20 protein-coding genes are annotated in these 19,002 nt (G+C 60.4%); 9 read left to right on the top strand and 11 right to left on the bottom strand.

Annotation, left to right across the window (positions count from 1 at the left end; genetic code table 11):
• Positions 1-29: 29 nt before the first annotated feature.
• Positions 30-797 carry a DODA-type extradiol aromatic ring-opening family dioxygenase gene (locus HQ912_RS19365; protein ID WP_173407173.1) on the top strand — a complete coding sequence of 256 codons (768 nt, stop codon included), beginning with the start codon at positions 30-32 and terminating at the stop codon, positions 795-797.
• 184 nt (positions 798-981) lie between these two features.
• Here HQ912_RS19365 and HQ912_RS19370 read toward each other — a convergent pair whose 3' ends face one another.
• Both HQ912_RS19370 and HQ912_RS19375 read right to left on the bottom strand, forming a co-directional pair.
• Positions 982-2,655 carry a DEAD/DEAH box helicase gene (locus HQ912_RS19370; protein ID WP_173407174.1) on the bottom strand — a complete coding sequence of 558 codons (1,674 nt, stop codon included), beginning with the start codon at positions 2,653-2,655 and terminating at the stop codon, positions 982-984.
• Between the two features lie 338 nt (positions 2,656-2,993).
• A complete protein-coding gene (locus HQ912_RS19375) occupies positions 2,994-3,749 on the bottom strand; it encodes a spermidine synthase (RefSeq protein WP_047226367.1) in 756 nt (251 codons plus the stop codon).
• A 135-nt stretch (positions 3,750-3,884) separates the two neighbouring features.
• On the opposite strand from HQ912_RS19375, the gene HQ912_RS19380 reads away from it, so the two are divergent.
• Positions 3,885-5,231, top strand: coding sequence for a class II 3-deoxy-7-phosphoheptulonate synthase (locus HQ912_RS19380; protein WP_047226366.1), 1,347 nt, complete (start codon positions 3,885-3,887; stop codon positions 5,229-5,231).
• A 133-nt stretch (positions 5,232-5,364) separates the two neighbouring features.
• On the opposite strand, the gene HQ912_RS19385 is transcribed toward HQ912_RS19380, so the two are convergent.
• Both HQ912_RS19385 and HQ912_RS19390 read right to left on the bottom strand, forming a co-directional pair.
• Positions 5,365-6,594: a winged helix-turn-helix domain-containing protein gene (locus tag HQ912_RS19385; protein ID WP_047226365.1), complete on the bottom strand. Its 1,230-nt coding sequence runs from the start codon at positions 6,592-6,594 to the stop codon at positions 5,365-5,367.
• A gap of 64 nt (positions 6,595-6,658) precedes the next feature.
• Positions 6,659-6,880 (bottom strand): DUF1127 domain-containing protein, encoded by a 222-nt coding sequence (locus tag HQ912_RS19390; protein ID WP_047226364.1) that lies wholly within the window; start codon positions 6,878-6,880, stop codon positions 6,659-6,661.
• Between the two features lie 97 nt (positions 6,881-6,977).
• Between HQ912_RS19390 and HQ912_RS19395 the strand changes: the two genes are divergently transcribed.
• Positions 6,978-7,832 (top strand): LysR substrate-binding domain-containing protein, encoded by an 855-nt coding sequence (locus HQ912_RS19395; protein WP_171061402.1) that lies wholly within the window; start codon positions 6,978-6,980, stop codon positions 7,830-7,832.
• On the opposite strand, the gene HQ912_RS19400 is transcribed toward HQ912_RS19395, so the two are convergent.
• Positions 7,822-8,556, bottom strand: a complete 735-nt coding sequence (locus HQ912_RS19400) for a sulfite exporter TauE/SafE family protein (RefSeq protein ID WP_047226362.1) — start codon at positions 8,554-8,556, stop codon at positions 7,822-7,824. The genes HQ912_RS19395 and HQ912_RS19400 overlap by 11 nt on opposite strands.
• Before the next feature lie 161 nt (positions 8,557-8,717).
• Here HQ912_RS19400 and HQ912_RS19405 point away from each other — a divergent pair, with 161 nt between their 5' ends.
• The 3 genes from HQ912_RS19405 to HQ912_RS19415 all read left to right on the top strand — a co-directional run bounded on the left by HQ912_RS19405 (position 8,718) and on the right by HQ912_RS19415 (position 11,011).
• Positions 8,718-9,179, top strand: coding sequence for a MarR family winged helix-turn-helix transcriptional regulator (locus HQ912_RS19405; protein ID WP_047226361.1), 462 nt, complete (start codon positions 8,718-8,720; stop codon positions 9,177-9,179).
• A 363-nt stretch (positions 9,180-9,542) separates the two neighbouring features.
• On the top strand, positions 9,543-9,962 hold the full coding sequence (locus HQ912_RS19410; RefSeq protein WP_047226360.1) for an organic hydroperoxide resistance protein: 420 nt from the start codon (positions 9,543-9,545) through the stop codon (positions 9,960-9,962).
• Positions 9,963-9,997: 35 nt separating this feature from the next.
• Positions 9,998-11,011 (top strand): alpha/beta hydrolase, encoded by a 1,014-nt coding sequence (locus HQ912_RS19415; RefSeq protein ID WP_173407175.1) that lies wholly within the window; start codon positions 9,998-10,000, stop codon positions 11,009-11,011.
• A gap of 208 nt (positions 11,012-11,219) precedes the next feature.
• Here HQ912_RS19415 and HQ912_RS19420 read toward each other — a convergent pair whose 3' ends face one another.
• Positions 11,220-11,789: an elongation factor P gene (locus tag HQ912_RS19420; protein ID WP_003199385.1), complete on the bottom strand. Its 570-nt coding sequence runs from the start codon at positions 11,787-11,789 to the stop codon at positions 11,220-11,222.
• A 48-nt stretch (positions 11,790-11,837) separates the two neighbouring features.
• Positions 11,838-12,971, bottom strand: a complete 1,134-nt coding sequence (gene earP, locus HQ912_RS19425) for an elongation factor P maturation arginine rhamnosyltransferase EarP (protein WP_047226358.1) — start codon at positions 12,969-12,971, stop codon at positions 11,838-11,840.
• A 124-nt stretch (positions 12,972-13,095) separates the two neighbouring features.
• Here earP and HQ912_RS19430 point away from each other — a divergent pair, with 124 nt between their 5' ends.
• Together HQ912_RS19430 and HQ912_RS19435 are read left to right on the top strand one after the other, a co-directional pair.
• On the top strand, positions 13,096-13,482 hold the full coding sequence (locus HQ912_RS19430; protein ID WP_139050766.1) for a cytochrome b/b6 domain-containing protein: 387 nt from the start codon (positions 13,096-13,098) through the stop codon (positions 13,480-13,482).
• 2 nt (positions 13,483-13,484) lie between these two features.
• Positions 13,485-13,967 carry a GreA/GreB family elongation factor gene (locus tag HQ912_RS19435; protein ID WP_173407176.1) on the top strand — a complete coding sequence of 161 codons (483 nt, stop codon included), beginning with the start codon at positions 13,485-13,487 and terminating at the stop codon, positions 13,965-13,967.
• A gap of 10 nt (positions 13,968-13,977) precedes the next feature.
• On the opposite strand, the gene cysB is transcribed toward HQ912_RS19435, so the two are convergent.
• From cysB to HQ912_RS19455, 4 genes are all read right to left on the bottom strand, one after another.
• Positions 13,978-14,952, bottom strand: a complete 975-nt coding sequence (cysB, locus tag HQ912_RS19440; protein ID WP_018603112.1) for an HTH-type transcriptional regulator CysB — start codon at positions 14,950-14,952, stop codon at positions 13,978-13,980.
• A gap of 111 nt (positions 14,953-15,063) precedes the next feature.
• Positions 15,064-15,564 (bottom strand): universal stress protein, encoded by a 501-nt coding sequence (locus HQ912_RS19445; RefSeq protein WP_047226355.1) that lies wholly within the window; start codon positions 15,562-15,564, stop codon positions 15,064-15,066.
• 96 nt (positions 15,565-15,660) lie between these two features.
• Positions 15,661-16,566 carry a 5'-nucleotidase gene (locus HQ912_RS19450; protein ID WP_173407177.1) on the bottom strand — a complete coding sequence of 302 codons (906 nt, stop codon included), beginning with the start codon at positions 16,564-16,566 and terminating at the stop codon, positions 15,661-15,663.
• A gap of 21 nt (positions 16,567-16,587) precedes the next feature.
• A complete protein-coding gene (locus tag HQ912_RS19455) occupies positions 16,588-17,541 on the bottom strand; it encodes a putative 2-dehydropantoate 2-reductase (RefSeq protein ID WP_160892035.1) in 954 nt (317 codons plus the stop codon).
• Between the two features lie 293 nt (positions 17,542-17,834).
• Between HQ912_RS19455 and HQ912_RS19460 the strand changes: the two genes are divergently transcribed.
• The gene (locus tag HQ912_RS19460; RefSeq protein WP_003199364.1) at positions 17,835-18,911 is read left to right on the top strand and encodes a 3-deoxy-7-phosphoheptulonate synthase; all 1,077 of its coding nucleotides are present in this window, start codon (positions 17,835-17,837) and stop codon (positions 18,909-18,911) included.
• Positions 18,912-19,002: the final 91 nt, after the last annotated feature.

Raw genomic sequence — 19,002 nt, forward strand, 5'->3', positions numbered from 1 at the left:
GCGACATCTTAACGCTCAGGAGTCCGTTCATGCTGCCCAGCCTGTTTATCTCCCATGGCTCACCGATGCTGGCCCTGGAACCCGGCGACAGCGGCCCGGCACTGGCTCGCCTCGCCGCGCAATTGCCCACACCCAAAGCCATCGTCATCGTGTCCGCGCACTGGGAAAGCAGTGAACTGCTGGTCAGCGCCAATCCGCATCCACGGACTTGGCACGACTTCGGCGGCTTCCCGCCGGCTCTGTACGAGGTGCAATATCCGGCGCCGGGCGATCCACAACTGGCAGTGCAAGTGGCGGACCTGCTCAACGCCGCACACCTGCCGGCACGCCTGGACACGGAGCGCCCCTCCGATCATGGCGTGTGGGTGCCGTTGTCCTTGATGTACCCCAAGGCCGAGATTGCCGTCGTGCAGATCTCCCTGCCCAGCCGACAAGGGCCGGCCCTGCAAACCCAGGTCGGCCGGGCCTTGGCGAGCCTGCGCCAGCAAGGCGTGTTGCTGATCGGCTCAGGCAGCATCACCCATAACCTGCGCGACCTGGACTGGAACGCCGGCCCCGAAAGCATTGAGCCCTGGGCCAAGGCTTTTCGTGACTGGATGGTGGAGAAATTGGCGGAGGACGACGAAGCCGCGCTGCATGATTACCGTCGCCAGGCCCCCCACGCCGGGCGCAGCCATCCCAGTGACGAGCACTTGTTGCCGTTGTATTTTGCCCGGGGTGCGGGAGGTGAATTCAGCGTTGCCCATCAGGGGTTCACCCTGGGCGCTTTGGGGATGGACATCTATCGGTTTGACTGATGAACCGAGTCGCGTTCAATCGCGAGCAGGCTCGCTCCCACATTTGACTGCATTTACCTGTGCCACTGTGGGAGCGAGCCTGCTCGCGATGGGCTCCCCCTGAAAAGACACCCAGCTTCAGGCAAAAAAAATCCCCGAACCAGTCGGGGATTTTTTATGTTCGATCAATCAGCCCGAGAGCGGATCAATCTTCGCGATAGCGACGCAGTTTAAGCTGCTTGCCGGCGACACGAGTGTCCTTCAGTTTGGTCAGCAACTTCTCCAGACCATCTTCCGGCAGCTCTACCAGGCTGAAGCTGTCACGTACCTGGATGCGACCGATGGCCTCACGAGCCAGACCGCCTTCGTTGAGGATGGCGCCCAGCAGGTTCTTGGCCGCGATGCCGTCACGGGCACCCAGCGCAGTACGGCAGCGCGCACGGCCTTCGGCCAGCGGGATCGGCGCACGACGCTCGCGATCACCACGGTCCGGACGATCACCGCTACGCTCTGGACGATCGCCACGCGGTGCGTTGTTCGGCACCAGTGGACGTTCTTTCTCGATCGCAGCGAGGGTCAGCGCCTGGCCATTGGTGGCCTTGCGCAGCAGAGCAGCGGCCAGGGCACGTGGGGTGCAACCGATGTCGGCGGTCAGGCGATCGAGCAGATCACCGTGGGTCGATTCGGCGTCAGCCACCAGTGGCGACAGGCTGTTGGTGAGCTTCTTGATGCGGGCATCGAGAACTGCCTGGGCGTCCGGCAGGCGAACCTCGGCGACCTTCTGACCGGTTACACGCTCGATCACTTGCAGCATGCGGCGCTCACGCGGGGTGACCAGCAGCAGTGCACGACCTTCGCGACCGGCACGGCCAGTACGGCCGATACGGTGAACGTAGGATTCCGGATCGTACGGCATGTCCACGTTGAACACGTGGGTGATGCGCGGAACGTCCAGGCCACGGGCGGCAACGTCAGTGGCCACAACGATGTCCAGACGGCCATCCTTGAGGGAGTCGATCACACGCTCACGCTGGTTCTGGGCAATGTCACCGTTCAGCGCAGCGGCTTTGTAGCCTTTGGCTTCCAGGGCGCTGGCCAGGTCCAGGGTCGCTTGCTTGGTACGTACGAACATGATCAGGGCGTCGAAATCCTCGACTTCCAGCAGGCTCAGTACGGCCGAGGTCTTCTGATCGGCGTGAACCAACAGGTGAGCCTGTTCGATCGCGGTGACGGTCTGGGTCTTGGTCTGGATCTTTACGTGTTGCGGATCGCGCAGGTGGCGCTCGGCAATGGCGCGGATCGACTGCGGCAGAGTGGCCGAGAACAATACAGTCTGACGGGTCGCTGGCAGGGCCTTGAAGATGACTTCCAGGTCATCCATGAAACCCAGCTTGAGCATTTCGTCGGCTTCATCGAGAACCAGGTGGTTCACGGTGGCCAGGACTTTTTCGTCACGACGCAGGTGGTCGCACAGACGGCCCGGAGTGGCGACAACAACCTGCGCGCCGTTACGGATGGCTTTGAGTTGCGGGCCCATTGGAGCGCCGCCGTAAACAGCCACAACGGTTACACCAGGCATCTGCTTGGAGTAGGTTTCAAAAGCGGTTGCTACTTGCAGCGCCAACTCACGAGTTGGCGCCAGGATCAGGGCTTGCGGTTCGCGCTTAGCAGGATCGATGCGATGCAGGATCGGCAGGGCGAACGCGGCGGTTTTACCCGTACCGGTTTGCGCCTGACCAATCATGTCGTGACCGGCCATGATGATCGGGATCGATTGCTGCTGAATAGCCGAAGGTTCTTCGTAACCGGTCGCAATGACGGCTGCAAGAATGTTCGGATTAAGATTAAAAGCGACGAAGCCGCCGGTTTCCTGGGTCATGGGTCTGCCTCTAAGTGCATCCGCAAAGACCCATGCTCCAAAGCTGCGCATGCCGTGTTGAGACTCAAGAGTCGCCCTGGCTGCTTTGTCGGCGGGGATTTGCGAAAACGAATGAATGAAAAAGAACGTCGTGGAAGCATCCGTTGTGCGGACATGCAACCGAAGCTGGCTTCGGGGAATTGCGCTACCTTGACGCGGCCCGGCTAAAGGCCGGCGCGCACTATACCGGAAATCGCCCGAAAAGGGAGATTTTTTATTGCCAAACCCGGTTATGGGACTGGCTGTCATGGGCGTCGGGACAACCGGCTTAAACGATTTACCTTCCGACAGCTTGCCTATCAAGTCGCCGGACGAATGGCCTTGATCAACGACTGCAACGAATAACCCAGCCGCGGCGCCAGCCCTTCGGCCCGGGCGACCAGTCCTTGCATGTCCAGTTCCTGGTCCAGATCCGCCGGCACGATCAGGATGACATTGCCTTCTTTAACCGGCAGCTCCCAGTAATGCCGGTGGTACAAGCCGCGCAGCAGCGCCGCGCCCAATGGCTTGCCGTCGTCGGTGGCCCATTGGTTGATCACCAGCCAGCCGCCGGGGTTGAGGCGTTTCTGGCAGTTCTCCAGAAAACCCCAGGCCAGGTGCCCGACGCCAGGGCCGACGTCGGTATAGAGGTCGACAAAGATCAAATCCGCAGGCTCGGCGGTTTCAAGCAGCTCCAGGGCATCGCCGACGCGGATGTACAGCCGCGGATCGTCGTCCAGCCCCAGGTATTGGATGGCCAGGCGCGGCACATCGGGGCGCAGTTCGATGGCTTCGACATCTTCCAGCGGCAGAAACTTGAGGCAAGCCTGGGTCAGCGTCCCGGCGCCCAGCCCAAGAAACAGCGCGCTTTCCGGCTGCTCGTGGCACAACGCGCCAATCAACATGGCGCGGGTGTAATCATATTCGAGCCAGCTCGGGTCGGCCGTGAACACGCAGCTCTGTTCGATGGCATCGCCAAATTCCAGAAAACGGTAGTCCGCCACTTCGAGAACCCGGATAACACCGAACTCGTCATGCACTTCGGCGAGCAAATGCTCGACGCGCTCCTCTGTCATTTCATCTCCTGTGGCTGCGCTGACCCTGAACATAACCGGGGCAAAAGCGCGATTGTCCGCGAAGCGACGCAAACAGGTCACGCACTAATTTGCTGATAACATGGCAGCCCGAGCGTAAACCACCTAGAGATCATGATGAGCCAACCCTGGAGCCCTGACAGCTGGCGCGCCCTGCCGATCCAGCAGCAACCCCAATACCCCGACGCGGCGCATTTGCTGCAGGTCGAGCAGACCCTGGCCAGTTATCCGCCGCTGGTGTTTGCCGGTGAAGCCCGGGAGTTGCGCCGTCAGTTCGCCGAAGTCACCCAAGGCCGGGCCTTCCTGCTGCAGGGCGGCGACTGCGCCGAGAGCTTTGCCGAGTTCTCGGCGGCGAAGATCCGCGACACCTTCAAGGTGTTGCTGCAAATGGCCATCGTCATGACCTTCGCCGCCGGTTGCCCGGTGGTCAAGGTCGGTCGTATGGCCGGACAGTTCGCCAAACCGCGCTCGGCCAACGATGAGACGATTGGCGGGGTAACCCTGCCGGCCTATCGCGGCGACATCGTCAACGGCATCGGCTTCGACGAAAAAAGCCGCGTACCGGACCCGGAGCGGCTGCTGCAGTCCTACCATCAGTCCACCGCCACCTTGAACCTGCTAAGGGCCTTCGCCCAGGGCGGATTCGCCGATCTGCATCAGGTGCACAAGTGGAACCTGGACTTCATCGCCAACTCGGCCCTGGCTGAGAAGTACAGCCACCTGGCCGACCGTATCGACGAAACCCTGGCCTTCATGCGCGCCTGCGGCATGGACAGCTCGCCGCAATTGCGCGAAACCAGCTTCTTCACCGCCCACGAAGCGCTGCTGCTCAATTACGAAGAAGCTTTCGTGCGCCGCGACAGCCTGACCAACGACTACTACGACTGCTCGGCCCACATGCTGTGGATCGGTGACCGCACCCGTCAGTTGGACGGTGCCCATGTCGAATTCCTGCGCGGGGTGAACAACCCGATCGGCGTCAAGGTCGGCCCGAGCATGAACCCCGACGACTTGATCCGTCTGATCGACGTGCTCAATCCGGACAATGATCCGGGGCGGCTTAACCTGATCGCGCGAATGGGCGCGAACAAGGTCGGCGATCACCTGCCGCAGCTATTGCGCGCCGTGCAACGAGAAGGCAAGCAGGTGCTGTGGAGTTCGGACCCGATGCACGGCAACACCATCAAGGCCAGTAGCGGTTACAAGACCCGGGACTTCGCGCAAATCCTCGGGGAAGTGAAACAGTTCTTCCAGGTTCACGAAGCCGAGGGCACCTATGCCGGGGGCATCCACATCGAAATGACCGGGCAGAACGTCACCGAGTGCATTGGCGGCGCGCGGCCGATCACCGAGGACGGGCTGTCGGACCGTTACCACACTCATTGCGATCCGCGGATGAATGCCGATCAGTCGCTGGAACTGGCGTTTTTGATTGCCGAGACGTTGAAGCAGGTGAGGCGGTGAGTCAGTAAGTCATTCGCCGTTTGTTGGATTGCTATCGCGAGCAGGCTCGCTCCCACATTGACCGCGGCGTTCACAAATCCTGTGTTCATCAAAGGTCAACTGTGGGAGCGAGCCTGCTCGCGATGAGGCCAGTTCAGTCACCCCCCACCTCAGCCAACGCCCCCGCCAGCCGAACCCCACCCGCCCGAGCGCAATTGAGCTGGACCCGCGCCAACCCCAGCCAGTCGGCCAAGCGTCGCAGGTTCACCGCCAAAGCCTGCATCCCTTCCTCGTCCAGCCCCGGCGCCTCCTCGTGCACGGCATGCACCGCCAATCGACCCAAAGCCCGCTCCGCCCGCAGATCCACCCGCGCGGCGATACGTTCGTTGTGCAGGAATGGCAGCACGTAGTAGCCGTACACCCGCTTGTGAGCCGGGGTATAAATCTCCAGTCGATAACGGAAGTCGAACAGCCGCTCGGTACGGCTGCGCTCCCAGACCAGTGAATCGAAGGGCGACAACAACGCACTGGCCGCCACCTTGCGGGGAATCTTCGCGGTGGGTCGGCACCAGGCCGGTTGCTTCCAGCCTTGCACCTGGCAGCGCACCAGTTCACCGGCCTCCTCCAGTTCGGCCAGTCGTCCACGGCTATCGGCCGGATCGAGTCGAAAATAGTCGCGCAAATCTTTCTCGGTGCCCACACCCAAGGCTTGGGCAGCATGCAGCAGCAAGGCGCGCTGAGCCTGGGGCTCGTCCGGCAGCGGTTGTTGCAGGACCGAGGACGGAAACACGCGTTCCGGCAAGTCGTAAAGCCGCTCGAAGCCCCGCCGCCCCGCCACCGTCACTTCACCCGCCGCGAACAGCCATTCCAGCGCATGCTTCTCGGCGCTCCAGTCCCACCAGGGGCCGGCCTTTTCCTGGCGCGTGGACAAGCTGCCCGCCCCCACGGCGCCTTGCTCGCGGACCGAAGCCAGTACGCGACGAATGACATCCTGACGCTCCTGACCGAACTGCGCCAACTGTCGATAAATGCCCTCACCGCGGGACGCACGCTCCATGCGCCAGCGCATCAGCGGATACATCGCCAGCGGCAGCAATGAGGCTTCATGCCCCCAATATTCGAACAGCGTACGGCGTCGGCCCTGGCTCCAGGCTGCCTGGTCGAGCAAATCAGGGGGGTAGTGACCGAGACGGGAAAACAGCGGAAGGTAGTGCGAACGCACCAATGCATTGACCGAATCAATCTGCAGGACGCCGAGGCGTTCAATCAGGCGGTTAAGGCGCGCCGGTTGCACCGAAGCTGACGTCGGCCGCCCGTCGAATCCTTGGGCGGCCAGCGCCAGACGCCGGGCCTGTTTGAGGGTAAAGGACAGAGTCGCGGGCATGAAGATCTCCTTGTCTGCTCGCAACCTACCTCACCATTAAGCGGTTTGTGTAGGGAAGGATGGCTCATTTGTGCATCGGGTCATCCCAGAATGGCCGAACCACTTCCTTTTCGACGTCGGCACGGCTGACGCCGATGTCCTTGAGCGCCTCATCGCTCATTCCGGCAAGCAGTTCACGTTCGTGGTGCAATTCGTACCAGCGGCTAAACTTGTGCAGCAGAGCGCTGATGGAAAAGCCATGGGATGAGAGTTTTTCTATCAGTAGATAACCTTTTTGACCTTTCATCGTGATGTCCTCCGTTGGGGATGGCTCAAGTCTCACGCTAACGCTAAGATCAATCCAACGAATGTTTCTTATGCAATACATCTCGGAGATTGATCAATTGTCGAGTTACCCGAGCATCGATACGGAAGTGCTGCGTACCTTTGTCGCCATCGCTGACCAGGGCGGTTTCACCCGTGCCGGTGAGTTGGTCAATCGCACCCAGTCCGCCGTCAGCATGCAGATGAAGCGACTGGAAGAGGATGTATTGCAGCGGCGGCTGTTCGAGCGTGACGGGCGCCAGGTCAAGCTGACCGCCGAAGGCCAAGTGTTGCTCGGCTACGCCCGACGGATCCTCAAGCTGCACAGCGAAGTGTTCAACACCCTGCGTGAGCCGCACATGGTCGGCACGGTGCGCATCGGCACCCCGGACGATTATGTGATGCGTTTTTTGCCGGGGATCCTGCAGCGCTTCGCCCAGTTCTATCCCTTGATCGAAATTGAAGTGCACTGCGAGTCGTCCAAGCAGTTGCTGCTGCGCCAGGATCTGGACCTGTCCATCGTCACCCGCAAACCGGGGGACGAAATCGGCCAGTTATTGCGCAAGGAGCGCTTTGTCTGGGCCGAAGCGGCATGCTTCAACGTCCACGAACAAACACCGTTGCCGCTGGCGATGTTCAACAGTGATTGCTTCTGCCGGCAATGGGCCTGCAATGCACTGGATGCCATGGGCCGCGATTATCGCGTGGCGTACAACAGCTCGAGCCTGTCGGCGCTCATGGCAGTGGTTGGCGCGGGCCTGGCGATCACCGCGCAACTGGAAAGCCTGCTGACCCCGGACATGCGCGTGCTGGGCGAGGCGGAAAACCTGCCGCAGTTGCCCGAAGCGAGCATCATGCTGATCCGCAACCTGCATAATCCGTCGCCGATCACCGAGTGCCTGGCCGAGCACATCGTCGAAGGTTTCAAACTTTAAAGGCGAGCAAGATCGCGCACAGCACCAGGAAACCGCAGAACAGCCCGCGCAGCAGCCGCTCCGGCATGGCGTGGGCGACTTTTACCCCCCAACTGATACTGAGCAAGCCACCAGCGGCCAGCGGCAGGCCGATCCACCAGTCCACTTGGTGATGCACCGCATACGTGGCGAGGGTCACACCAGTACTGGGCAAGGCCAACGAGAGAGACAACCCCTGGGCGACCACCTGACTGGTACCGAACAGGCTGGTCAGGAACGGCGTCGCGACGACCGCCCCGCCGACACCGAACAATCCGCCCATGGTCCCCGACGCCGCCCCCAACACGGCGAGCCACGGCCAGCCATAACGCATCTGCGCCGAAGCCGGGGGGCTGGCGGCAAACATGCGAATCAGGTTGTAGGCCGCCAGCACGATCAGGAAGGCCACGAAGCCGATTCGCATGCTTTGCGCGTCGATACCCACCGCCCAGATCGAGCCAAGCCAGGCAAAGCAAAAACCCATGGAGGCCAGTGGCAGTACATGACGCATTTCAATGCGATTGCGCTGGTGGTAGCGCCACAAAGCGAGCATCACGTTTGGCACGACCATCACCAGGGCCGTGCCCTGGGCGATCTGCTGATCGAGGCCGAACAACAGGCCCAGCACCGGAATGGCGATCAACCCGCCACCAATCCCGAACAATCCCCCCAAAGTGCCCAATGCGGCACCGAACGCCAGATACATCACACCTTCGATCACAGCCGATTCCCCCTTGATCAGGGCGCTTATCCTACGCAGTCGGCGCTCGCGGGGGAACGCAACTTCCGATCAGAACGTCAGAATTATCTGGCGCATTAAAGGTTCGCCCGCTAGATTCGTAGCGATCATTGATTGAAGGTTCTGCCATGAGCACCCAACGCGACACCCCCGACCCCTGCGAAGCCCTGTTGCTCGACAACCAGGTGTGCTTCGCCCTGCACTCCACGTCGCTGCTGATGACCAAAGTCTACAAGCCGCTGCTGCAAGCCCTGGGCCTGACTTATCCGCAGTACCTGGCGATGATGGTGCTGTGGGAAAAGGACGGCCTGACTGTCGGGGAAATCAGCAACCGCCTGCTCACCGATCCGGGTTCACTGACCCCGTTGCTCAAGCGCCTGGAGGCCGAGGGCTTGCTGAGCCGCACCCGCAGTCGTGAGGATGAACGCGTGGTCATCGTCGAGCTCACCGAACAGGGACGCGCCCTGCAGGAAAAGGCCCTCAACATTCCCCAGTGCATTCTCGGCGCCAGTGGCCAGACCCTGGAGCAATTGAAGAAGCTGCAGCATGACCTGCAAGAGCTGCGCGGGAATTTGCAAGACAGCCTCTGAAACGCAGCCTGTCCAGCAGCACCGTCAACTGCCCCAACGCTATCGCGAGCAGGCTCGCTCCCACATTTTGATCTTTGGTGAACGCACTTTTTGTGTTTAACACAGATCGTTGTGGGAGCGAGCCTGCTCGCGATGGCACCAGTCCGATCACCTCCTGCCCCCCTTCGCCCCTCCCTGAAAAAAAAATTTCAGCTGATGAAACCGCTCTATCTCAAGGGATCTACGCCGTTTGAGCGAGCGAAATTCAATTTCCCTTAAAAATTTATCTTGCGCGCAAAATATTAGCGCTATACATTTGCCTCACACCTACTTAGCGCACAAACATTTAGCGCTGCAACAGCAACCAAAACCGAGGCTCTCACCATGCAAACGCTCTACACCGCAATCGCAACTTCCACCGGTGGCCGTGATGGTCGTGCAATCTCCAGCGACAACATCCTGGACGTCAAACTCGCCACCCCCAAAGAACTCGGCGGTGCAGGCGGCGCGGCAACCAACCCGGAACAACTGTTCGCTGCCGGCTACTCGGCCTGCTTTATCGGTGCCCTGAAATTCGTCGCAAGCCAAAGCAAGCGCAAGATTGCGGATGACGCCTCGATCACCGCCCATGTCGGTATCGGCCAGATTCCCGGTGGTTTCGGCCTCGACATCGACCTGCACATCAGCTTGCCCGGTCTGGACCTGGCCGATGCACAGAGCCTGGTGGACGCAGCTCACCAAGTCTGCCCGTACTCCAACGCCACTCGTGGCAACGTCGATGTGCGCCTGCACGTCACCGTTTAACCAACGCCTTCCAGCCTGCACTTAAGGAGATGCACATGAACACCTTCAGCAAAGCCTTGACCGGCACCCTTCTGGCACTGAGCGTCGGCAGCGCGTTCGCCGACGGCATCGTGGAACACAACACCCAGGCGTTTCTCGACGCGCTGAATGCCGGCACCGGCAAGCCATTGGAGCAACTGTCGCCCAAGGACGCCCGCGCGGTACTGGTCGGCGCCCAGGCCGGGGTGAAACTGAGCTTGCCCAAGGCCGACGTCAGCGAGAAAACTATTGAGGTCGATGGCCAGCCGATCAGCCTGACCGTCGTCCGGCCGGCCGGCGTCAAGGGTGAACTGCCGGTGTTCATGTTCTTCCACGGCGGTGGTTGGGTATTGGGGGATTTCCCAACCCACGAACGGTTGGTTCGGGATCTGGTGGCCGGATCAGGTGCCGTCGCGGTGTTCGTCAACTACACGCCTTCGCCGGAAGCGCATTACCCGGTAGCGATCAACCAAGCCTACGCCGCGACGAAATGGGTGGCCGAGCATGGCAAGCAAATCAATGTCGACGGCAAGCGCCTGGCCGTGGTGGGCAACAGCGTCGGCGGCAACATGGCAGCGGTCGTGGCGTTGATGGCCAAGGACAAAGGTACCCCGGCGATCAAATTCCAGGCCTTGTTGTGGCCGGTGACCGATGCCAGCTTCGAGACGGCGTCCTACAACCAATTCGCCGAGGGACACTTCCTCAGTAAAAACATGATGAAGTGGTTCTGGGACAACTACACCACCGATGCCGGGCAACGCAGCGAGATCTATGCCTCCCCGTTACGCGCCAGCACCGCGCAACTCAAGGGCCTGCCGCCCGCGCTGGTACAGACCGCCGAGGCCGACGTGTTGCGCGATGAGGGTGAAGCCTACGCCCGTAAACTGGACGCGGCTGGCGTGCCGGTCACGGCGGTGCGCTACAACGGCATGATTCACGATTATGGTTTGCTCAATGTGGTGAGCCAGGTGCCAGCGGTGCGTTCGGCGATGTTGCAGGTATCCCAAGAACTGAAACAACATCTGAAGTGACTTGTGGCGCAACCCTGTGGGAGCAAGGCTTGCCCGCGATGAACACAGCGCGGAACCGAGGCGCCTGGATCGCGAGCAAGCCTTGCTCCCACAGGGCAGGATTAAATCCCCTCGCCACCGTCTCCATCCTGCCCTCTGTCTGAACATGATCCGCAGGCATGAAAAAGCCCGACTCAATGGTCGGGCTTTTTCATACACAAGACTTCGCTTATTTAGCGCGGCCTTTGTAGGAACCGCCTTCGCGGGTATCGATCTCGATCATGTCGCCGATTTCGATGAAGTCAGCAACCGACAGCTCGGTACCGTTCTTCAGTTTGGCAGGCTTCATTACCTTGCCGGAAGTGTCACCGCGAGCGGAACCTTCGGTGTAGTCAACCTGACGCACGATGGTGGTCGGCAGTTCTACGGAGACCAGACGCTCTTCGAAGAACACGGCTTCGCAGACGTCGGTCATGCCTTCTTCGATGAACGGCAGAACGCTTTCGATGTCTTCGGCGTTCAGCTCGTACATGGTGTAGTCAGTGGTGTCCATGAACGTGTAGGTGTCGCCGCTGATGAAGGACAGGGTCGCTTCTTTGCGGTCGAGGATCACGTCGTCCAGTTTGTCATCGGCGCTGTAGACGATCTCGGTTTTGTAACCGGTCAGCAGGTTCTTCAGCTTGGTCTTCATGATCGCGCTGTTACGACCCGACTTGGTGAACTCAGCTTTCTGAACCAGCCAAGGATCGTTTTCGAGACGGATCACGGTCCCGGGTTTCAGTTCTTTACCAGTTTTCATTGCGAATATCCGAATTTGGATGGGATTTACAAAAATCTAGGCCGCGTATCATATCCAATTTACATAAAACTTCACCAGCGCTGCGGCAAGATCGGGTCGCGAGGCCTGTTCTAGACACCATGCCTGGGCATGATCAAGCAGTTCCTGCTGCTGTTGATCGACCATTTTCCAGTGTTCGGCCATGTCCTGGCCAGCATTCCAGGATCGCCAGAGACCGCTGATCGCTTTTTCAGCCGGCTCCGAAAGGCCGTGGGTGTACAGCCGGAGAAATGCCTCGAGTTTTTCCAGATGAACGTCTTCTTCCTGCTGGTAGATATGCCAGAGCAGCGGCCGACCCGCCCATTGGGCGCGCACGAAGGAGTCTTCACCCCGCACGGCGTTGAAATCGCAGCACCATAGCAGTTGATCGTACTGATCCTGGCGGACGAACGGCAGCACCTGCACCGTCAGGGCACCACGTTGTTGTACCGCACCGGCCTTCAGGCCATCGATGCCCAGCCAACGCTGGACATCGCCGAGCACCCGACCTTCGGGAATCAATACATGAGAGGCCTGGGTATCGGTCGCCATGGCATCGAACCAACTGGCAAGCCCGGCGTTTTCGTAGGCAAACAGCGAGATCAGACGCGAGCCCGGCGTCCGATGGACGCCCAACGCCTCCAGGAAAATCCGTTGCGCCTGGGCATCCTGCTGAAACTGCCGACGCCGCTCCAGCAGGCCGGCTTCACGCAGCAGCCCGCCCGTGCCCTCGCGGAAGCCCGGAAAAAAGAAATATTTCTGCACGTGCTTGTATTTGACCGAGGGTAATCCGTGGCACCCGATCACCCAATCTTCCGCACTCAGGTAATCGAGGTTCATCCACAACGGCGTGGTCTGCCGCTCGGCCATCGCATCCATGTAGGCGCTCGGCAACTGGCAGGCAAACGCGGCGATGACTACATCGGCGGCGTCGGTGGACGGCCAGACCTCAGGCCAATGGCAGACTTGCACACCCTGCTGCCATTGCTCGGACAGCGTGATGTCGATTTGCGGACACAGTCGTTCAAAGGCCCGCAGGTCATCTACCCATAACCGCACCGCACATTGATGCTCGGCCACCAATTGCCGAGCCAGGCGCCAAGTGACGCCGATGTCGCCAAAGTTATCGACGACGGTGCAAAAAATATCCCAGCGCACGGTCATTCCCGACTCCCTGTGGCAAAGGCCTGATTGTCCCGCATTAAACCGATGATGCAGAAGAGCCGACGGCGATTAATCTTCATGCGACAATCGCCGCCTATCACGTGTTCATTGCCAGGAAGCAGCCATGTCCGATCACCCGCCAGCGCCACGCCTTACAGCCCTGCAATTGACCGTCAGCATTGCCCTGGGCCTGTGGCTGGGGTTTCTCGCCATCGTATTGACCGGCTGGCTGCTGTCCAGATTCCTGTTCAACGAACAACTGGCGCCAGTGGCCGCAGCCGTGCACCAACTGGGGCAACCACCGGCGGTGCAACCGGCCCCGGAACCGCCAACCCCCATGTTCGAGCAGTACCAGCAAAATCTGCAACGAAACGAACAACGACAGGCCCTGGATCAAGCCCGCAGCGATCCTCGCAACCTGTCCAACCCCAAGTGTCAGTTCTGGTTGCAACAGGACCAGAACGCGCCCAGTGAAAAGAGCCGGGCCAACGTTTTGCAGTTTTGCGATTGATCATGAACAAACAGATCGTTCACCAACTGATTCTCGACAAACTCAGGATTGACCTGGGTATCGCTGAGCGCGCCGCGCAGACGGCCTACGAAACCGCGACCCACGAGGAAAACATCGCCGAGAACAAATACGACACCCTGGGTCTTGAAGCGTCTTACCTCGCTGCCGGGCAAGCCAGGCGTGTCGAAGAAATCCGCCAGGCCCTCGCCCGCTGCCAGAACCTGATACTCCGGCCCTACGACGAACAGCGCGGCATTCAGATTGGCACCCTGATCGGGCTGGCGGATGAGGATGACCGCCAGCAATGGTTGTTTCTGGGACCGGATGCCGCGGGCTTGAAAGTGTCGCTGGTGGGCCAGCCAATCACCGTCATCACCCCTCGCTCGCCGCTGGGACGAAGCCTGCTGGGCAAGTTCGAAGGGGATGAAGTAGAGATCGTCGTCGCAGGCGCCCGGCAACAGTTCGCTGTCACCGAGGCGATCTAGCACTCACTGTTCAGTGCACCGGTAATTCCACACCGTCGAACAGCTCTTCGAGTTCCTGCTTGTTGTGGCACTGGATGGCCTTGGCCATGACTTCCCGGGTCAGGTGTGGCGCGAACTTTTCGATGAAGTCGCACATGAAGCCACGCAGGAAGGTGCCACGCCGGAAACCGATCTTGGTCACGCTGGACTCGAACAACTCGCTGGCATCCAGCACCACCAGATCGCCGTCCAGCTTGGTATCGACGGCCATTTTCGCCACGATGCCCACGCCCAGGCCAAGGCGGACATAGGTCTTGATGACGTCGGCGTCGGCGGCGGTGAACACCACTTTCGGGGTCAGGCCGCGATGGCTGAAGGCTTCGTCGAGTTTCGAACGGCCGGTAAAACCGAACACATAAGTCACGATGGGGTATTCGGCCAAGGCTTCAAGCGTCAACTTTGGCAGCTTGGTCAGCGGATGGCCCTGAGGCACAACCACGCAGCGGTTCCAGCGGTAGCACGGCATCATCACCAGATCGCCGAACAGTTCCAGAGCCTCGGTGGCGATGGCGAAATCCACGGTGCCGTCCGCCGCCATTTCGGCAATCTGCATCGGCGAGCCCTGGTGCATATGCAAGGCTACGTCCGGGTATTGCTTGATGAAGTTGCTGATCACCGGAGGCAGTGCATAACGGGCCTGGGTGTGGGTGGTGGCAATCGACAGCGTGCCTTTTTTCTCGTTGGAAAATTCCTGGGCAATCTGCTTGATGCTTTCGACCTTGCGCAGGATCTCTCCGGCCGTGGTGATGATGCGCTCACCGGCCGGGGTCACGCGGGTCAGGTGCTTGCCGCTGCGGGCGAAAACTTCGACACCCAGCTCATCCTCCAACAGGCGGATCTGCTTGCTGATGCCGGGTTGCGACGTGTAGAGGCTTTGGGCAGTAGCGGAAACGTTGAGGTCGTGGTGCGCCACTTCCCAGATGTAGCGCAGTTGTTGAAGCTTCATATGTATCCCTCAAAGCAGTTGGACGCCACGGGCATCAGCGACGGTATATAACTATATGAATGGTTGCATCAATTAATCTAGAACTTTTTATGAAAAAGCCACTACTTTGCCTCAAGCCTCCCCCTGACGTCGCCGCTGCACCAACGGCACCAGGTAGACCGGTACCCGGGATAACTGCAATACCCGCGCAGCGGTCCTGCCCAGCGGCGTTTCACCGCTCGCCCCTTGGCAGTGACTGCCTACGATCAGCAAATCCACAGAGAGTTTCGCAGCCTGATCGAGAATGACCTGGGATGGATCGCCCTGGAAAACCCGCACCGACTTGATCAGCTTCAAGTCCTGCTGCCCCTCACCCAACTCTTCACGAAAGCTGTCGAGCACCCGCTGCTCAATGTTGGCCATCACCGTATTCAGACCCTGGCGATGAAATTCGTTCAGCGCTTGCTCATCGAGATAACTTTGCAACACCGACTCCGCGAACAGCCCCATTGGCTCTACCGCGTGCACCACATACAACTCGGCTTCGAACGTCCGTGCCAACGCCAAGGCATGCTGCATCACATAAGGGGCGTAAAGTCCCAGGTCTGTGGCGTACAGCATCGAACGAATCATGTGACCTCCTCGCGTGCCAGAATGGCGGAGATGGATTCAGCTTAGCAGCGCCTTGAGGAGTACGACGTCCAGCGTAACGCCCTAAACAACGGGCAGTCAGAGCTTCACTTCATTGCTGATGCCGTGAGGCACATGCCCCGTGGCGACCACCTCGCGAGCCAGTTCGCAGTGGCCGGTCTGGTCGTCGAAAAAGACGTCGGCGGCGAAGGCTTCGAGAAATGCCGATTTGGTCAGGCCACCGAGAAACAGCGACTCATCCAGACGAATGTCCCATTCGCGCAACGTCCGGATGACGCGCTCGTGGGCCGGTGCCGAACGGGCAGTGACCAGCGCCGTGCGAATCGGGCAGGCGTCTTCGGGGAACTCGCGTTGCAGTGCATTGAGTGCCGCCAGAAACCCCTTGAACGGCCCGCCTCGCAGCGGCTCACGAGCCGCTTGCCGTTCGCTGGCCTGGAATGCAGCCAGGCCGCCGCTCTGATAGACACGCTCGGATTCGTCGGAAAACAGCACCGCATCGCCGTCGAAAGCGATACGCAGTTCCTCGCTGGCGGCGCGGCTGGCGCCACCCGACAGAATGGTCGCAGCGGCGAATCCGGCGTCCAGGGCACTGCGCACATCTTCAGCGTGGGTGGACAGGAACAGATCACAGCCGAACGCCTTCAGATAGGGGTAAGGACTGCGGCCGCCGACGAACGCCGCGCGGGAAATCGCCAGCCCGTAATGATGAATCGAGTTGAACACCCGCAGGCCGGTGTCGGCGCTGTTGCGCGAAACCAGAACTACCTCGACTCGCGCACGCCCCAGATGCTCGTTGAGACTCAGCAGCTTTTGCACGAGAGCGAAGGCGTCGCCGGGTTCGAGGACTTCGTCCTCATGCTCAATCTGATATTGCCGGTAAGCCTCGACGCCGCCCGACAGATACACCTTATGGCTGTCACTCAGATCGAACAGCGCCCGCGACGAAATCGCCAGCACCAGTTTGTCGTCGATGTTGTTTGCCATGTCGCTCCCCCTTTCGCCTGATCAGCGGTTTCGTCGGTCCATAAATGCCAACGCCTGATACAAGGCTTCGATTTTCGGCAGCTCACAACCGGCTTTTTTCGCCGCCGCCAATGGTCGGCTGTAAATAGCCTCCAGCTCCAGCGCGCGCTGGTGGGAATAATCGTGATACATACTCGGCCAGTAGTCGGGCATCTTTTCGGTCATCGCAAACAGATACTCGGCATAGCCCGGCGCAATCTGGTGACCGCAAGCCTGAGCACCCCGCACCACCTCCCCCATCAGGGCCTGGATCAAGCCTCGGCTGTCACTGTCGGCCATCAACGGCGTGGTACTGGCACCCAACAGAACCGAAAGACCGTTGTAGGGCACGTTCCACACCAGTTTCTGCCAGCGCGCCTGCCGCAGGTCGGGCATGGCCTGGGAATCCAGGCCGGCGGCACAGAACAGCCCGGCCCCCTGCTCGACAATCGCCATGCGTTGCGCCTGATCGTGGCAAGGACCGCTGTGGTAACCGAGGTTGACTGCACCGAGGGCCTGGTGGGCAATGACGCCAGGACCGACCCGATGCACACAGATCAGGCACAGGCCGCCCAGCAGATGCAGCGAATCGGGCAGCAACGGTCGGAGGTCGTCCTCAACATCCAGGCCATTTTGCAGCAACAGGACTTTTGCACCCTGAGCGGCAGCTTGAATGATGGCCGGGGCCAGGTCGGCATTGCTGGTGGTCTTGGCACCGACCAGTAGCCAGTCGCAGGGCGGCATGTCCGCCGCCGAACGATACGCCTGGACCGGGTTGAGCGTCAGGGCGCCGTGAACCGCGCTGTCGACTCGCAAGCCGCCCTCGGCCACCGCCCCAAATTCGCTGCGCAGTAAAAAATGCACGTCAAAACCGGCGCGAGCCAGCATCACGCCATAGAACCCACCGATCGCACCGGTGCCGATCATCCCGATCCGCGGTTTAACGCCTGCCTGCATCATTGCCACTCCTCAGCTAACAGTCCATGCGCATCATTACATAGGTGCGGGCCAACGTGGCGAGACAGCCGGGTTCCGCCGGGCCGGTTCACGTTCGGGCGCAGCAGGTCCTTTTGTGAAGGCTGCGCCGTCAAGCGCGAGCAAGCTCCCCCGCCGCAATTAACCCGTCCCTGCCCATTGTCGAGCAACCTCGTAACGCGCTAAGGTTCCGCTCCCCGACGCGCTTAAATCCGCTGTGCACCGCCGCGCGGGGATCGCTGGCGGCCGGCACCCGTGACCTGACGAGTAACACGATGGCTGATTTACCGATCAATGACCTTAACGTCGCCTCCAACGAGACCCTCATCACGCCTGACCAGCTCAAGCGCGATATCCCCCTGAGCGACGCTGCCCTGCGCACCGTGACCAAGGGCCGGGAAGTCATTCGCAACATTCTCGACGGCACCGACCATCGCCTGTTCGTGGTCATCGGGCCCTGCTCGATCCATGACATCAAGGCCGCCCACGAATATGCCGAGCGCCTGAAAGTGCTGGCGGCGGAAGTTTCCGACACCCTGTACCTGGTAATGCGGGTGTATTTCGAAAAGCCGCGCACCACCGTCGGCTGGAAAGGCCTGATCAACGACCCGTACCTGGACGACTCCTTCAAGATCCAGGATGGCCTGCACATCGGTCGCCAATTGCTGCTGGATCTGGCCGAAATGGGCCTGCCCACCGCCACCGAAGCCCTGGACCCGATCTCCCCGCAATACTTGCAGGACCTGATCAGTTGGTCGGCCATCGGTGCGCGGACCACCGAATCCCAGACTCACCGTGAAATGGCCTCCGGCTTGTCCTCGGCCGTGGGTTTCAAGAATGGCACCGACGGCGGCCTCACCGTGGCGATCAACGCCTTGCAGTCGGTTTCCAGCCCTCACCGCTTCCTGGGCATCAACCAGGAGGGTGGCGTCTCGATCGTCACCACCAAGGGCAACGCTTATGGTCACGTGGTGCTGCGCGGTGGCAACGGCAAACCGAACTACGATTCGGTCAGCGTCGCGCTGTGTGAGCAGGCACTGAACAAGGCCAAGATCAAACCGAACATCATGGTCGACTGCAGCCACGCCAACTCCAACAAGGATCCGGCGCTGCAACCGCTGGTGATGGAGAACGTGGCCAACCAGATTCTGGAAGGCAACCAGTCGATCATCGGCCTGATGGTCGAAAGCCATTTGAATTGGGGCTGCCAGGCGATCCCCAAGGATCTGGCGGACTTGCAGTACGGTGTGTCCATCACCGATGCCTGCATCGACTGGAGCGCAACCGAGAACACCCTGCGCAGCATGCATGCCAAGCTCAAGGACGTGTTGCCTAAACGTCAGCGTGGCTAAAAGGATCGCAGCCTCGTTGCACTCGACGGCGCCTAGGCCGGCTATGTGTAGGCGAAGGCTGCGACCTTTGCTCTTTTCAAGGCTAAAAAAA

Source organism: Pseudomonas sp. MPDS (genome assembly GCF_013283895.1).
GTDB classification, from domain to species: domain Bacteria; phylum Pseudomonadota; class Gammaproteobacteria; order Pseudomonadales; family Pseudomonadaceae; genus Aquipseudomonas; species Aquipseudomonas rhizophila.